At 47.8% G+C, this 15,649-nt stretch carries 12 protein-coding genes; 3 read left to right on the forward strand and 9 right to left on the reverse strand.

What is annotated here, in order from left to right:
* A partial coding sequence (locus Psfp_RS22060) for a hypothetical protein (protein ID WP_205079635.1) occupies positions 1-187 on the forward strand: 187 nt, incomplete at its 5' end.
* A gap of 43 nt (positions 188-230) precedes the next feature.
* Here the strand turns inward: Psfp_RS22060 and Psfp_RS19390 are convergent.
* The 4 genes from Psfp_RS19390 to Psfp_RS19405 are packed head-to-tail and all read right to left on the reverse strand — an operon-like array spanning position 231 to position 7,038.
* Entirely contained in the window at positions 231-1,565 is a 1,335-nt protein-coding gene (locus Psfp_RS19390; protein ID WP_192895542.1) for a Wadjet anti-phage system protein JetD domain-containing protein, read from the reverse strand.
* 16 nt (positions 1,566-1,581) lie between these two features.
* Positions 1,582-5,010: an SbcC/MukB-like Walker B domain-containing protein gene (locus tag Psfp_RS19395; protein ID WP_192895543.1), complete on the reverse strand. Its 3,429-nt coding sequence runs from the start codon at positions 5,008-5,010 to the stop codon at positions 1,582-1,584.
* On the reverse strand, positions 4,964-5,572 hold the full coding sequence (locus Psfp_RS19400; protein ID WP_134220168.1) for a DUF4194 domain-containing protein: 609 nt from the start codon (positions 5,570-5,572) through the stop codon (positions 4,964-4,966). The genes Psfp_RS19395 and Psfp_RS19400 overlap by 47 nt, the downstream gene beginning before the upstream one ends.
* Positions 5,573-5,595: 23 nt before the next feature.
* A complete protein-coding gene (locus Psfp_RS19405; RefSeq protein ID WP_134220169.1) occupies positions 5,596-7,038 on the reverse strand; it encodes a Wadjet anti-phage system protein JetA family protein in 1,443 nt (480 codons plus the stop codon).
* A 361-nt stretch (positions 7,039-7,399) separates the two neighbouring features.
* Between Psfp_RS19405 and Psfp_RS19410 the strand changes: the two genes are divergently transcribed.
* Both Psfp_RS19410 and Psfp_RS19415 read left to right on the forward strand, forming a co-directional pair.
* Complete coding sequence (locus tag Psfp_RS19410) at positions 7,400-7,849, forward strand: nucleotidyltransferase domain-containing protein (protein WP_192895544.1); 450 nt, start codon at positions 7,400-7,402, stop codon at positions 7,847-7,849.
* Entirely contained in the window at positions 7,842-8,273 is a 432-nt protein-coding gene (locus Psfp_RS19415; RefSeq protein ID WP_192895545.1) for a DUF86 domain-containing protein, read from the forward strand. Before Psfp_RS19410 ends, Psfp_RS19415 begins: the two co-directional genes overlap by 8 nt.
* A gap of 200 nt (positions 8,274-8,473) precedes the next feature.
* On the opposite strand, the gene cas3 is transcribed toward Psfp_RS19415, so the two are convergent.
* From cas3 to Psfp_RS19440, 5 genes are read right to left on the reverse strand one after another with little or no spacing between them, the layout of a single operon-like run.
* Complete coding sequence (gene cas3 / locus Psfp_RS19420; protein WP_134220172.1) at positions 8,474-10,468, reverse strand: type I-D CRISPR-associated helicase Cas3'; 1,995 nt, start codon at positions 10,466-10,468, stop codon at positions 8,474-8,476.
* The gene (gene cas5d / locus Psfp_RS19425; RefSeq protein WP_134220173.1) at positions 10,468-11,190 is read right to left on the reverse strand and encodes a type I-D CRISPR-associated protein Cas5/Csc1; all 723 of its coding nucleotides are present in this window, start codon (positions 11,188-11,190) and stop codon (positions 10,468-10,470) included. The genes cas3 and cas5d overlap by 1 nt, the downstream gene beginning before the upstream one ends.
* Before the next feature lie 11 nt (positions 11,191-11,201).
* Entirely contained in the window at positions 11,202-12,125 is a 924-nt protein-coding gene (gene cas7d / locus Psfp_RS19430; protein WP_192895546.1) for a type I-D CRISPR-associated protein Cas7/Csc2, read from the reverse strand.
* A gap of 4 nt (positions 12,126-12,129) precedes the next feature.
* Positions 12,130-12,768, reverse strand: coding sequence for a hypothetical protein (locus Psfp_RS19435; RefSeq protein WP_134220175.1), 639 nt, complete (start codon positions 12,766-12,768; stop codon positions 12,130-12,132).
* Positions 12,765-15,359 (reverse strand): hypothetical protein, encoded by a 2,595-nt coding sequence (locus Psfp_RS19440; RefSeq protein WP_134220176.1) that lies wholly within the window; start codon positions 15,357-15,359, stop codon positions 12,765-12,767. The genes Psfp_RS19435 and Psfp_RS19440 overlap by 4 nt, the downstream gene beginning before the upstream one ends.
* Positions 15,360-15,649: the final 290 nt, after the last annotated feature.

Raw genomic sequence — 15,649 nt, forward strand, 5'->3', positions numbered from 1 at the left:
TCACGATCTGCTTCATTTGCATGCATTTTTCAGCTTCCCTAAGAGAAAAGAGCATCCTGATAAGCTCTTCTGCCCTCATGATGCTCTTTTGCCTTGCCGACTCTTTGCTTATCTTAATGACATTGCCCTTTGGGTGTTATTATTCCCAGGGAGAGGTATTTTTATCCAGTTATCAGCGCCATCATAATTGGTGGAACTTCACTCACCGTTATTTTTAATATTACGTGTTTTCAAACAACCTCAACCTCCACGCACTCCTGCTCCAGCCGTATCCCTTTTTCCAGCATGCAACGGATCGTGTCATGGAAGACTTCATAATCCTCCTCAGCGAGCAAGCGGCGCAACTTTTCAGCGTAAGCGCGATCAAAAGGCATGGCATACTGCTCGTAGCGCAGCAGCGTGGCCTCATCCATGTGCATGGGTTTGAGGTCCAGGTCGCATTTCACCCGCAGGTGGTTGAAGATAGTAAATCCACCGTAATCAATATCGCCCCAGTGGTGGAAGACTACTGCACGTCCGGTTGCCGCCAGATAGTCGCGCAGTTTGGTCAGGAACAGGCGGCGCGGGGAGTTGTGATAGCCACCCAGATAGATTGCCAAAAAACATCCCTGGTACTTTTTAATAAACTCGTAATATGAGGTCAGGTTTTCGATGGTGATCACCCGGTCCGCGTTCATTTCCAAAAATGTCATCTGCCGCACGATTTCGGCTGGCAGTCCTATATCCGGGGTAAAAGCGGCAACATCGACGATGCGGTCTCGGATGGAAAACTTAAGGGGCCCGCTTATGAAAAGGTGCTGCGGGTTGTCCAACAGGCCCAGTTCAGCCAGGACTTCTTTCTGTTCCCAGTTCCCGCCTTCTCCCCCGCTGTTTTGCAAAGCGGGGTGAAAGTCCCTGGCCACACGTGCCAGCGCTCCGGCCACGCTGTCGAAAGCCTTGCTGTTTCCCAATACCCGCTGGCTGAAGATGCGTCGCGGCGTCTCTTCGACAAGCTGCCCGGCTGCACAGATCGTCTGAAAAAGCATTTTCACCCGGTCCATATCCCCTATATCCAGATAACGGGCCACGCTCTCACCCCGGCCAAGCCGCGAAGTTACCCATGCAAAAAAAGAAGCCGCCCAGTCAGGGGCGCCTGTCGAATAGCTGCGGGCCAACGCACACACATCGCCTGCCGCTTCCGCCCTCGGCTTCCGGCCAAGACAGCGGTATGCCTCTGATAACGCTGCAGTGTTTAAGGACACTTTTTCAATCAGGTTGCCTTTCTCGTGCTTAACCCAATGGATTTCGATCAGCCCGCGCTCCTCCAGGTTCAGACAGGTTTCGTTTATTTCCGTTTTCGGCCGGGCGCTGGTGTCGTTAAAATAGGCGGGCAGTTTTTTGCGGTTGAAATGGAACCATATTCTGCGGCCCTGGATTGCAGCACCGGCAGGGGATACCTCATCCCCTCCATCAGGCAGGTAATCTTTCTCCACCGCTTCTGACGGCGTAATTTTTTTGCCCTGCGCGCTGCGCTCAAAACTGTCAAGGAGGGCATTTAAAATCAAGGTCTCATATTTCATCAACATCACCATCTTATGCCCGTCATGCGACAGTACTGCCTATCTTCTTGGAATTAACGTCTTCCGGCGCCGCTTCGTCATCTTCTGTTAGTTTTAACTGCTTGTAATCCTCGATCCAGCTGTAGTGGCCGTCACGCATTACCAATAGGGTGGTCGGCACGTGCGGCGTGATGTATTCACATTTGTCGGTGGGAGCGGCGATAATTGCCTGCAGCCCCAGCCCGTTGATAAAGCGCAGGCTGTTCTCCACCCGGTCGCTGTCCATGCGGTTGAAGGCTTCGTCGAACATCATCAACCTGATGCTGTCGCGGTTGGTCCTGATGCGGTATAGCTGGACAAAGGAGGCGACAATAGCGACATAATACGGTGTTTGAGTCTCACCGCCGGATTTTTCACGGCACACCCTGGAAAAGATGGAAGTTTCCCCGTTGGCCTGCGTTATCTTGATGTCATAATCCAGGAAAGTCCGGTAGTCGGTATACTCGGCGATGTTCACGGGCAATTGTTCCATAGAGGTGTTGATGATTTTATCAAAGAGATCGTCCATCGCCTCCCGGTGCCGTTCCTGGAAAAGCGAGTCAAACAGGGAAACGCCGCCTTCCACCAGGTCCGTGTCCATGATCATATCATGAAAACGGCGGTGGCGGGCTGAAGGCTCCACCAGGAAACGGTAGCTCTCGCTGCCGAAAGATACAGTTTTTAGAGCGTCATTTAACGTGTTAAAGGCGTCCCTGGCGTTATCGATATTCTCCCTGAGCCTGTTAATAAAGTGTTCTTTAAACTCCTGCTCCGCCTCTTGTTTGGCCAGGTTGATTTTTTCCTCGTATTCCGGGAGTTCGCTTTCCACCAGTTTTTGATGCTCACGGGCATAATCATCGATCTCAGCCGGTTCAACCCGGCCACCAAACTGGTACGCTCCATTGTATGCGGTCTTTAAGGCGACCAGCTCGTTTTGCTTATTTATGACCAGGCTTTCCAAACTCTTGCGGTTGTGCAGAAAACTTGCCGCAATATTTTCCGGAGTGCGGCGGCGCACCTCTTTTTCATAGCGGGGTTGGCCTTTTTCAACAATGTCCTGATGTTCCGCAATGAAGGTTTTAAACTCGGCCTCCGCCGCGCCGGCCGCCCGGTCCAGCGCGGGGCGCTCCTGTTCCAGCTGTTCTATGCGACTTTTCAATGTTGATTGTTTCGCTATATAACCTTCGATCTTCGAGCGCAGGTTATCTTGTCTCTTTTTCAGCGACTCCATCCGCGCCTGGATTTCTTTGATACTGGAAGTATCCAGCGTAGCCAGTTCTTTTTCTTTCTCAACAAGCTCCTTTTTTGTCGAGGCCAGTTCGCCAAATACGCCAAGCCGTTCCTGTAGCAGGGCATAGCGGCCGTCCTTGACGGAACAGCGCCTGCGCAGCGACTCCAACCCGCCGGCTTCTTCCTGCAGTCGCCCAAGTTGCGCTTTTACTTCAGCCAGACGCGCCTCTTTGCGCTCAATCTGCCGTGCATAGGCGCGCTCACCAATAAAAGGGGTCTCGTAAACTTCAAATTTAATCTGGCGGGCGGTGTTGTTGACATAGGTCATGCAGGTCGTGGTAATGGCGCGGCGGTGTTGTTTCAACTGCTGCTCATTCTCACACTTGATTACGTTGCCCATCAGCTGGCACACATAGGCGCGGGCATAGCGGTTCTTTGACTGCACCTCCTCAGCCAGCGAACCAGGCTCCAGCTTGTCCAGAAAACCCAACACCCGGCCGGTATTGACCAGGCCGACACCTGAAATGCGCTTTTCTTTTTTATGCCGCTCATAAACAGACAGGGCAAAATTAAAGTGTTCCGGTTCAATGATAAGGTCGAAACGCTGGGTGTTAAGCCAGCCTTCAACAGCATCCTGCCACTTTTCGTCAGGCACTTCCAGCAGTTCACAGAGTACTTTTGGTTCAACCAAAAATCCCTTATCCGACTTGAATTTTTCCGTGATCAGTTCGCGCAGCTCAGTAACCTTATGACTGTAGATGAATTTTTTGTTGCGCAGGCTGGCCAGCTCATCTTCCAGGCTTTTCTCATCATTCGCCAGTTCTTTTTGCCGGCGCGAGATGTCCCAAACCTGTTCGCTGAAGCGCTGTTCGAGAAGTTCCAGGGTCGTGCGGCCTTCTTCCAGCTGACGGCGGGCCATTGCCGCGCCATCCGCCCCGGCCTGCGGCAGGCTGCCGCCGGAGAGGGCACGGAAAAGCCCGGTTAGAGCCCGCAGGGCCATCTTCTCATCCGGGTTGACGAGCTCCTTGCCGTCGTAAAGTAATTTTTCCAGGCGGGCAACTTCATTTTGCGCAGACACCTTCATTTCCGACTGCTGCTGCTCGAGCTCCCGCCGCCTCTTAGCCAGCGCATCGATCTCAGTGCGCAGCCGCTCCAACAACTGAAAGGTGGAGTTGGCCGCCAGAGTGTCCCGGTAGCTCTCGTATTCTTTCCGGCAGCGCCCCTCGTTTTCGCGGGTATCCTGCAATTTTTCGGCAGTTGTCTTCAGTTCTACTTCCTTTTTGGCGGTTTCCTCCAGGTTGGCGGCACGCAAGGCCCCCGCGTGCTCCCAAGTCCCGCGCAGGATCAGGTAGTCCTGCACCAGTACTTTTTGTTGTTCCTTCGCTATTTCATTAAACTTGTCAATAATCTTTTTAAGAAGCGACAGCTTTTCCCGGGTCTGGGCAGCTAGGTCGCTGTACTCCTTATAGCGGTGAAAGTTTTCTTTCATCACTTCGATATTTACATGTTTTTCTTCCAGTACGTAGGAATAGACGAATTGCCGGATATCGGTAATCGGCTTAAACGAGATGGCCTTGACAAACAGGTCAAAGAACCGTTCACTCAGGGCGCCAAGCTTCACCAGGAGATCTTCCCGGTACCTCTCCGCCGTGGAATAGATGGTAGCTGATTTTCTGTCCTTCAAAGCCACTTTCAGCTCACGGATGTTGCGGGGACGTTTGCCAACCAGGAACATCCCGTCTTCCAGGGGGCAGTCCTCCACTTTGAAGAACTTGCTGTCCCAGGTCCGGCCGTCCGCATAGGAATCGACGGCCACGCCCAGAAGAAAATATTTCCTTTTGACATTGTCATAGAACTCAAGCGCCACGTAAGAAGTGACGTCACCGCTGCGCAAGTATCGCCGGCCGTTCTCGCCGTCGCTGCCGGTATTGCACCGCAGGTAACCGGACAAGTCCCTTTTAGTTTCCTCGGAAGCCGACACGTTGAACTTGACTTTGCGCAGGTCGGCTACCAGCACGTACTGGACAGCGTCCAATATGGTCGACTTGCCGGCGCCGTTATCGCCTGTAATCAATGTGCCGCCCTTAATCTCTACGGTCACGTTTTCAAAGTAATGCCAGTTAATCAGCTTTATCTTGGTCAATTCTTTCAAGGTATCACTCTCCGTCCTCACCAGCCGGCCGGGCACTGCCGTAGCTCTCAAGTTTATCGTACAAACTGCGCACATCGTCTACCCGCGTGGCGAACAATATGGTCGGGTACACCTCAAGCCGGCACTCCGGATCGGTAACATCGCTATCAAGGGCCGTAAGGAGGTTAAAACGTTTAAACAAGTTTACCGCTTCCCGCAGGCTTTTTTTATCTATAGGCCGGGCGCGTATTTTTAAAGCAGCGTATTTGTCCTGGATTTCCCGTACCCTGAGGCAGATGTTTTCTGTTAAGTTGACCTCTTTGCGTTTCTCCTCGTAACATAACCTGATAATCAATAAAATGATCGATTCTTCCAGCCTTAAATGAAGGCGGTTGGCAGGAAAATCGCTTACCGCCTGGAAGATACCGTAGATACGGTCACCCACCAGCGTCCAGCCCGCGTTCTTTAGATACTCGCGCAGAAGCTCTTCATAACGCTCGATGAAGTAATAGTCACGCTTGTTCTCTTCGTTTCTTCTGGTGATGAAAGTGCTGCCCAGGAGTTTATTGACGACCCTGGCGAAATCCTCCCGCTCCTTGACGCTCATCTTTTCCATTATCTCCCAGGGATTCAAGGCACATAGCTCCTTTGATGATTTTAACGGGGCCTGCGGCGCGAGAACACGACATCCTTGAACTCAAAATGACCGTTACCGCTCCTTACCCGCTTGCCTTTCTTAAAGTCCACCTGGTAGTTGACCAGACGTGAGGCGCCATAGGCAGCCGCATAGATTAGTTTCAGGAAGTCCTCCACTTCGTCAACGCCCAGTTCGGCGGCCCGGATAGAGTCACGCCCGCCCAGCTTGTCCATGACATAGGCGTTAATCCGTTCCCGGATCATTCGCCTCGCCATTTTCTCCCGGTACTTGCGCAAAACCTCCCGCCGCTCTTTTTCATCCGGCCCGGCCAGCTTCTGGAATTCAACCGGCGCGTGGTTCCTTGAGGCCTCCCGGGCGGTATAGAGGGATTGCGCGTCGATATAGGGAATGGAATAAAGGCTAAAGAGCCGGTCAAAAGCTTGCGGCAGGTCGTCACCCTGGCGATAACCCTCCACGGTGCGCAGGCCGGCCAGGTATTTGAGTATTTCCAACAGCTGCCCTTCCAGGTCCTTGCTGGAATTAAGAATATACTTCAGCTGCAGGAAGGAGGCGTTGGCGTATTGCACGTTGCGCCTGTCGATCTCCTCCAATATTTCATCCATGCCCGTGTAGGCCTGGCGGATGTAATCCAGCCGGTGGTATATTTCCTTCTCCGCCTCGGCCTGACTGGCCTGGCGGCCCCTCTCGACTTCCTGGGTGGCAGTCGCCGTCACCCAGGCCGGGTCGTGGTACCACTTGTTAATCCGTTTGATGATCTTGGGCCGGTAGCGAAAGACGTTGTCGGACGTCTTCAGGCGGTGGTAGCTCCTGTCTAAAATCTCCTGCTTGTAGTCTTCAAAGTGTATTTTTAAGATATCCTTCGGTTGTTTTTCGGCCAGCACCCGCTCTATATAGCGTTTGATATTGTGGTTTAACGACTTTAAACCGTTTAATAATTGTTCGGTTTGTTCAAAGGCCTTTTCCAGGGCCAAGTTGGCCTGACGTTCCACATCCTCAGCGTAAAGAAGGGTGTAGGTGGCATAGACAAAGCCCTGGTACTCAGCCTGGCGGTTCTTGCGGACTTTGTCCAATGTATCAAGAATTGTAATCGCGTAATCGTTAATATTGACATACTGCTTGTAATTGTTATAGGTTTCGGTTGAAAGCCAGCCGCAGGACTCCAGTTTGCGCAGCACGAAAGCCGCCCGGTCGCGGAAACCGGCGGGGTTGTCCAGTGATTCATCCCAGATTTCGTCGTCAAGCGCCCCGGCGAACTGCCCTTCTTCTTCCCAATTTTCTTCTATGTAGTCTACAATTACGTCTATCACCACATCCCGCTCCATACCCAGGCTGGTCAGCAGGTACTGGTCATAAATTTTAAACAGGATCCCGGCGTAGTGCTCTTTTAAAGGGCTGGCCAGGACGCTGAAAAACCGGTCCGGTATAATGGAAAAGAGGTTCATCGTAGTACCGCCTGAATATAGAATTGATAGGGCTGTGTGATAGCTGCATAAAGCAAAGACCTGCGTTATATTTCTCGCAGGCATCAACAAATTCCTCTATCCTTCTACTAAATATGAGTTCGTAATTATTTGGTATTTAGATAATACCCGGAATAAGTTATTTTTATCCAGTGTCTTTACAGAGCTCCATATCTGTAATCCATCACCAATCTCCCCGTACCGTTCAGCAACAGGTAAGTATATAAATATTAACAAGTGTAGTTGCTGAAAAAATTGGGATAAATTTGACTTAACGGTCAGGCTGCCTGAATCTCAATCATGTTATAATTTATACAGGATGAAAATACAGGAAGTGCCAACTATGAAAACCACTGCAAAAACAATTGAAATTGAAAAGCTGTTTCCCCGGTTAAAGGAAATTTCCCGGCAATTTCCTGCGGTTGCGGCGGCATATCTCTTTGGGTCTTACGCCGGCGGACGCCCCACACCACTCAGTGACATAGATATAGGTATCATAATGGCCCAGGAATTACCGGATATGGAGTCCTTCCGCATTGAAATGAGCCTGGCGGGAGAACTGGAAAAGATATTCGAAACCGATAATATCGACCTGGTGGTTCTGAACAAAGCGCCTCTTCCCATTCAATACAACGCCACCTGCGGCAAGCTGCTTTTCAGCAACGATGAAGAAAAAAGATCCGACTTCGTAGAATATGCGAGAAAATACTACATCGACTGCCTGCCTATCTACCGTGAATACCGTGAGGAGTTTTTTAAAAGGCTGCAGGAGGGGAGAAAGACAGATGGTTAATTTTCAAAAGGTAGATAAGCAGTTAAAAATGCTTGACAATTACCTGTCTATTTTAAGCCAACTCAGTAATATAAATCATAATGAATTTATTAATGACCCGCGTAATTACGGCAGCGCAGAAAGGTTCCTGCAGTTAGCGATAGAAACCACCTTGAATATCGGCAACCACATCATTTCCATCTATAATTTTGAAGCTCCCAAAGATTACTCGGATATATTCATTATACTTGGAAATCATGGTGTCCTACCAAAAGATTTCGCCAAAGAATTAACCAACATGGCTCGTTTTCGCAACCGCCTGGTACATATTTATTGGGAAATTGATACCAGTAGAGTGCATACTATAATACAAACAAAATTAAAGGACTTTGAGGATTTTAAAGGTTATATCTTGAACTTTATTTTGCAGAACAAGGGGAAATAGCTTATCGGTCTTTAGTCATCATCGAGACCCCATCAAGAATTTTTATTGCTGACTGGACATAACAGGTAAATATATGAGGCTGGTGCTTTGGTACTGAGATTTGAGCAACACTTTGGTGTATATATAATGGCTTGAACCACAGTTGAACGTTCTTTTCGAAACTGTTTAACTGCAAGCGGCAGATATCTTTCAATTGCAGCTTAAATATTATACATGTTTTTTAAGTATAACTCATTAAGAAGCAAAGCAGCTCCATCAAAAGCTATCAGGGATTGTCCACATGGAAAGGCTGGTAATCTCCAGTCACTTTTAACTAAGTTTTTTGGAACAATTGTAAAAATGTGATTCTTTAGTGTCATAATATGAGAAACCGGTGTGCAATGATCATTTTGAAGTATTGAAAGTTCAGGGAAATCAACTGTTTGAAAAAACCTTCCGTGAGCTTCTGAAATGGAACTAATTCCTATTACCGAAACTTGTTTATATTTTCCATATCTTTTAACCGTTAGCATCCCTTCGGGACCCTGGAAATTTAACTTCGGATTAAAGCTTAGTCCCTCCGCCCTATGTATTAATGAAATCAAATCAACGTTATAAGAGGCATATTGTTCACCTCTTCTTTCTTTTTCGGCATAATCATAAATACGAATACTGGGTAACGATGTGCGAAAAGTATTCAGTTCCTGGTATACCTTAAGCCATTTATATTCTTTGATACCTTGTCCGGCCTTTGCAAATTGGCTTCGAATAGCTGCTAAAAGCCTCTCACAGTGAATTTTCTCCGCATATTTTTCCGCTATATTCTCCAGTTTATTTTTTACCACATCAATGTTTTCAGAACTTCCTTGATAACCCTCCATAACTTTTGAAATAATATTGTTTACCAGGGTATATACCGTTATTAGCCCGCTACGGGTATAAATGAACCATGGCCTGGATTCCGGAGTCGCATACCAGTCGTATACTTTTGTCTCAAATTCATCTCTTGTAACTTCTTTATCCAACCCCTCAATACCGGATCTGACATTTTCCGGACATATTATATAGGCCTTCCCTGGCCTGTGGCGGCCTACCCGGCCGAAGCGCTGCATAAACGAGGGGGCTTCAAAAGCCTCAAATACCAGGTAATCACATTTAAAGTCCACGCCTACTTCTATAGCAGACGTCCCGATAACCAGGAGATGCTCCGGCCGTTTTTGCCGGATATCACGGTCTGAAAGTCCTCTCGCAATTAACAGTTCATTTCTTGAAAACCCTTCTTCGACCAGGCGGTCTTCTAATCTAATAGCGTTAATTACCGAGTTCAGCACTACCACCGCCGGGATATATTCTGGCTCGTTTTCCTGCTTGCCCAACTCAATTAACTTTTCTCTTTCTCTCAGTGAAAGAATGGTATTGACTGCTGTTTCCACAGGATCCGTCCCGGCGGAGCATAGGATGATTTCGACCTCATGGACGGCCTTTCTTTTCCCTTTATTGACATATCTTGACCGGGTAGATAAATCGATTTCCAGCGGGGCAAAAAATCTCCTAACGGTCTTCTTCACCTCGGGATCGGGAGTGGCACTGAGGAGCACCACCCTTTCAAACATCCCCATGTGTCTCGCCAAATGGACCATAAACAGGGCGTGGGCAAATTCAACCCCTTGATACAAGTGAAACTCGTCAACAACAAGTGTCCGGTAGCCCTGAAGGGAAGCCAGCACTTCCCCCCGGTAGCGGAGAGCAAAAATTAGAAATAGTATGTCGGGGTTTGTAAATATGATTTTTGTTTTATTGTTTTCCAGCAATCGGTTTAAAACCTTCCATTTGTTTCCCCACCCTTTTTCCCTTCCCCATTTTTCCAAGGCAGCGGCGTCGATATGAACAAGCAAAACATCTGCCTTCCCGAACTCTTCTTTTGTTGTTTCAGGCTCATAGATACACGGATTTAAGCCTTCCAGTCTGGCGATGTTTACGACACCGGCAACCTGGTTGCGAATGAGTTCATTGGTCGGGTAAACCATAATTGCTGATTCTTTGTATTTAAGAATGGGGAGGACCGCTGCGGCAGTTTTACCGGTGCCGGTTTTTGTTCCAACCAGAAAAGTGCTGTGGTTTGTCCATTCATCAAGCATGACAGCCTGATGATGGTACAGTGGCATCAGGACCAGTGGATGTTGCACCAACGGCAATGTCAATGGCAATGTTTTCACTAGTCCAAGCCTCCTGAAATCCGCTTCATTACTCTTATAGGAACATGCACCCTGTGCTCTTTCTTTATACAAAACCAATCCCCTTTAATTTCCGCTGTGCGAAAAAGCATATGGGGTGGAATCATAATAGGATCGTATTTATCTACTTGACCGGCAATATCCAGGGGGTTGACTGGATGGGTCGGGCGAATCGCTTTGTTCCAAAAAACGGCCTGTGGTACTGTGATCTCCTCCCAAATTACTCTCACTGCCGCACCTTTTTTCCCCAACCTGGTTACCCCCCTTGGTACCGAACCATCAAAAGTAAAAACATAGCAGTTAAAACTGCTTTTAGAACGAACCTCTTTCCCCCAAGCCGGGTTCAAATAAACCCGCCAGCCAATCCCCGGTGAATTGATGCCCCGTGGAGCGTCATCCGTACGCAAGGTCAGGGAATTAACAGCATTGTAAGTAAGGCGGCTTTTGTCGTATTCTTCTCTGTACGCAGGGGTGGCATACAAAGGAAAGCCGGCCAGGTCCTCCTCGTAGCGGGGCGTCGAACCTCTGTAGATGCCGTAAGAAAAGTCAGCAAGTGAATAAGAAAGGGCGTAATTATGAATAACCGGATAGGTGGAAGATACTTTGCTCACTTCATAAGATGAAAACCACAGGTAATCATGGTTAAACAGACGGCAAAAAAACAACCTGATCCCGTGTTCAGCGAGATCAATAGTGTCTGGCATCGCTTTTCCTCCTAACCTACTTGTATGGCCCGGTACTCTCGAATATCCTTATAGGCTTTCTCCAGCAATCCCTTATCCAGGGTAGTATTGACGCACTCCTTAATGAGTTCGTCGGTCTGCTCCTTTTCCAAAACAATTACCTTGTCCGGGTTTCCCGCTTTGGGCACATAATCTTTCTTGATAAACGCCGCGATCTCAGCGGGGGTAATTTTATCCCGGCGATCGTAAAGCTCTAAGGTTAGTTCCAGAGAGGTAATTACTTCTTCCCAGCCCGCCGTCACACCGATAATGGTGTTCCTCACATCGCCGCCAATTCTCGATTCCGCCCCGTAACTTTTGCAGGCTAGCAGCGTTTTTACCGCCAGGGCCAGCTCAATCGATGTTACGCTTTTTAAAGTGACAATGGATGGGAAAAGGGTGGCGGGCGCCACCGCGTAGCGGCTGCCCAAAGCCTGTCCGGTGGTGATATTCTTATCATTGATGGCGTTAAAGGTAGTTACCGTGGCAATATTCTCATAAGGCAACAATGAAAAAGCGGTGGAGTATTCAATGCGGTGCTTGATATTGGCCCTTTCACTTTGCCCCGACTCGGTGCTGGTGGCCCCGTATAACCCGCATCGGGGACATTTCATACAAAGTTTATCTTTCAGGTAGCACTCCGGTATAGATAATTTCGCCTCTTCCGTGGCCGTCCTTAGAAGCTGTTCCAATTGGCGGGACTCAGCGGCTTTTTGCTTAGTGGCCAAAAAAGCCACCCTGCGCGTCGCTTTATCTTCCTTTACTGATAGCGGCGTATACACCGTATTAAGCTGGCGGTCCTCCTCGGTTCTCAACACCGTGTAATCAAGGATTTCCCGCATAACGATGAGCTGGAGCGTCTTCGCGCCAATTAATGGCTGGGGCTTATCCACCAGATACTGCTCAATAATTGTCATTATTTTATTCCTCCTCGTCATCCAAATCATAGCCTTTTAGTTCCGCCTGCTTGATAAACTCACCCATATCCGCTTTTTTCTGATCTTTCGCCTCCGCGTATACCCTTTTACTTGGATAACCGATAGATTCAATGTCTTGAATTCCCTTTTTAGGTTTCTCTCCCCACGCCTTGACCAAGTTCTCCCATGTGCTATATTTTTCTTTTAGAAACTCTACCCATTCCCTTTTGACTGATTCCAACCAGGCTAAACTCTTCTTGCGGCGACGGTAATAAAGCCCATAATCAACCAACTCCAAAATCCGATCCTGCGCGGCAATCGATTCCTCCCGGATGAGAGACAGAAGCTTTTCTATGCCCTCCTCCAGCGCCGCCCTGGCATTTTCACTGATTCTCCCTTTTGTTTTGGGGTTATGCAGGTGGATGTTTACGGCATAGCCGCTTAAACCTTCGACATCCCATTTACCTTTTTTGATCTCCTGCAGGATTTTCCCTACCGGTCCCATAATGCCGTGTTTGCTTTGACTGGTTTTTACAGGGTAACTGTCAAGATAACGGTCAAAGGCATCTTTGATTTCCTCAATCTTTTCTTTAATGTCCTCGTAGTGAAATTGTTCAACTTTTGAATAAATGAAGCGTCTCAAAATAACACCTCCTCGATGATATCCAGGTATTCAAAATGATAATAGCCAACCTGCCCGTCATTTTTCTCTTCAATCCGTCGCAGGATATGCCCCGGGGTAGGTTCGGAAAGGATGGCAAACAGGTTGGAACGTTCGGGATAGGCGGTATACGGGGTTAAAATGCTGGCCGCCCCAATTGCTCGAAACCACCTGGAGGAATCCTCAAGCGGTATCCAATTCCCGTTGACCATTTTACGAATGGAGGCTACAGGCGGCGCCAGGGCCACTCCTTCACCTCCCTCAAAATCAAAACCGTCATTGTTATTGATGATGGCAACCGTCGCATCAAGAGCCAAACCAATCAAAAGGGAAACAAATAACCTGCGCAGGGCGGCGTTTGCGTCACCGTCCTTCCCTAAAACGATTGGTTGAGTTAATGGAATTAAGATTAAGTTTGGCGTCTGGCACACCGCCTTTAACTGGGGACCAAGGCGATATACTTCATCCCGAACCTCTTTAACTACGGAATCTTCCACAAGATTATTAATTACAGCCGATATCGCTACGTCCCAAGTCGGAAAATCCGTGACCCACTCAAGGTTTGCCTGATCCAAAGAATCTCCGTAAAAGTCTTTGATTCTCTTTTCCAAACCCCTCCTTAACTTATTACGTGTCTCGTCGGAATGCCGGTACGTTAAAAGCCCGGCGATTTCCTCGCCGCTAAGTTGATCAAGCTCCTGCCCTAAAACATTCCTGGCAACAAGATGGGTCAACGAAAGTGAAATTTGGCGGTCAGGATCGCCGTTTCCAAACATGAAACTACATGCCTCATCATAAAATTTCTTAACCTTCTCCACCAGCAGTTGCCCCGCCTGGTAACCGATATTCATTCTTGGCATAAGCACGATCATTTCCGAAGACTTTTCCTGAAGAAGAAGTTGCCTTAATACCCGCTCAAAGTAACAGTTCCTGCAAATCATAACATAATCAAACTTGCCGTGGGACACCCCACGGTTCGTATGCGTCTGGGGGTTACTCAGAAAATCGGCGGAAGCCTTCACACCGTCATCAAAAGGCACGTTGCAAACCGGACAAAAATATTCTGCCCTTTTAGTTTCCTTTCCGGCAAATGGCTTTGATTGGGAATAAGCCTTCAACTGTTTCTCCACCAGCAGCTTGAATTCTTCTTGATTTGATGGCTTTATCAAGTCTCCGATAAAAGCTATCGCCATTTTTTTATTGACAGTGGAACGGGACGGAGGGTTTTCAATTTTCGCGTAAACTTTTTCCGCGATGCCATTTAGAAGGCTTATAAGCAGGCTGTCCCTTTTTTCATCCGCCAGTTCGCTTACGTTACCACCGGAATAGCCAAACCGGTCGGCAGGTAATTTCCAGAAATAATCGACCGTGTGAGCCATATCTTTGGCGGGCATTAACGTGGAAGTGCTCTGAAGCTTCTGCCAGGTTCCTTCCCCAAAGACTCTTTCGTATTCTTCTGCGGCAATATTCACTCCCTCACGTCCGATTAAATTTTCGCCCATTATAGCCTTGAAAAATTTAAAGGCAACTATTTCCGGCTGGGCAATGTCAATGCGCTCCGAAAGCCGGTCAACTGTTTCCTGGCTGGGTTCTTTTAAATCTGATTCGATCAATTTTAAGTAAGATTTCACTACCTTTTCCCTGTCTCCGTATTTTTTTCTCGCGAACGAACCGCGTTTTATTTTTCCGGCGGCGATTTTTAAGTAGGTTTCCGTTTCCTCGCAATCAAAAATATCGGGTTTTGGTAAAATATTTGCCACCGGGCTACCTACCATCAGTCTGGAAACATCTTTTCCCGTGACCTCCTCGATAAGTTGAAACAAACGGCCTTCTATTATTTCCCTGGATGGTTCACATATTTGGCTCGAAGATGAAGCAGCGTAGATGGTTCCTTCACTGAAAAAAAGAAGTGGGCTCCAACCTTGCTCAATAAAGCTGTCCACCGCCGCCCTGTGTAAAAAAACCGTGCTGACCCCTCTTACAACAACCTGGTGATAAGCCAGTTTTAGGTTCATAGACAAGTTGCTTTGTTCCAGCGTGTTAAGGGCGGCTAACATACCCTTAGTGGAACAAAAGTTGTCCAGAACGTACACAATATCCGCCAGGGCCTTCCACCGGCCGGTACCTTGAAAGATTGAAAAGATGAGATTTGCATCAGTGCGGCTTCGGGACATGTGAAGGTTGATGCAGTTTTCAATGATTTGGTGTGAGCAGTGCTGAAGGTTGCTGAAACCCAGAGCTTCACAAATTTCAGGTACTACTTTCTTTGTTAGTTCAGTAATAATATGTATGGCTTTATCTTGGGATAGACCCTTTATGTAGTCCTGAAATTCCTTGGTCTCCTTGCCGACGTCATGTCCTATTACAGATACAATGAGAATCTGCTCCTCCTCCGGCTTCAAATCATAGTGGTTTGGCAAGCGAAGAATTGGCAGTAGCTGCAAAAGAACATCAAGCTCGCACATTGTATGTTCGAATAGGCTTTGTTGATATGCTCCACTTTTTGCAACCAATTTTCTCCATCCACGTTCAAGCATGAACTGTACTGCTTTTTGTCGGATTAGATCGAACATTTTTCAACCTCCAATACGCCTCATAAGAGTAATGATTATTCCTATCGGGGTAATAACAATGATTTTGTCCAGAAGGGAGCCTACTATCTGAAGAAATTCTATCAATTCCAGTTACCTCCCTAAGTTAGGAGAAGTCTTGTTACAGTATCATCCCGATCAATATGCGGTTTAAACCCCTAATTTTAGAGTCTACTCCCCTTATTCTCTTGTTTACATAGAATTAATAAATATTGCTCACGGAACAGGAAAACCAATAAGCCTCAATTCATTTATTGTGAACAGCTAAGGCG

The organism is Pelotomaculum sp. FP (genome assembly GCF_004369245.1).
GTDB lineage: Bacteria > Bacillota > Desulfotomaculia > Desulfotomaculales > Pelotomaculaceae > Pelotomaculum_C > Pelotomaculum_C schinkii.

Bases quoted from the DNA above. Each gene is read 5' to 3' on its own strand.
- Psfp_RS19415 (WP_192895545.1), top strand. From the start codon at position 7,842: ATGGTTAATTTTCAAAAGGTAGATAAGCAGTTAAAAATGCTTGACAAT.
- cas5d (WP_134220173.1), bottom strand. From the start codon at position 11,190: ATGCCAGACACTATTGATCTCGCTGAACACGGGATCAGGTTGTTTTTT.
- Psfp_RS19440 (WP_134220176.1), bottom strand. From the start codon at position 15,359: ATGTTCGATCTAATCCGACAAAAAGCAGTACAGTTCATGCTTGAACGT.
- Psfp_RS19405 (WP_134220169.1), bottom strand. From the start codon at position 7,038: ATGAACCTCTTTTCCATTATACCGGACCGGTTTTTCAGCGTCCTGGCC.
- Psfp_RS19410 (WP_192895544.1), top strand. From the start codon at position 7,400: ATGAAAACCACTGCAAAAACAATTGAAATTGAAAAGCTGTTTCCCCGG.
- cas7d (WP_192895546.1), bottom strand. From the start codon at position 12,125: ATGACAATTATTGAGCAGTATCTGGTGGATAAGCCCCAGCCATTAATT.
- Psfp_RS19390 (WP_192895542.1), bottom strand. From the start codon at position 1,565: ATGTTGATGAAATATGAGACCTTGATTTTAAATGCCCTCCTTGACAGT.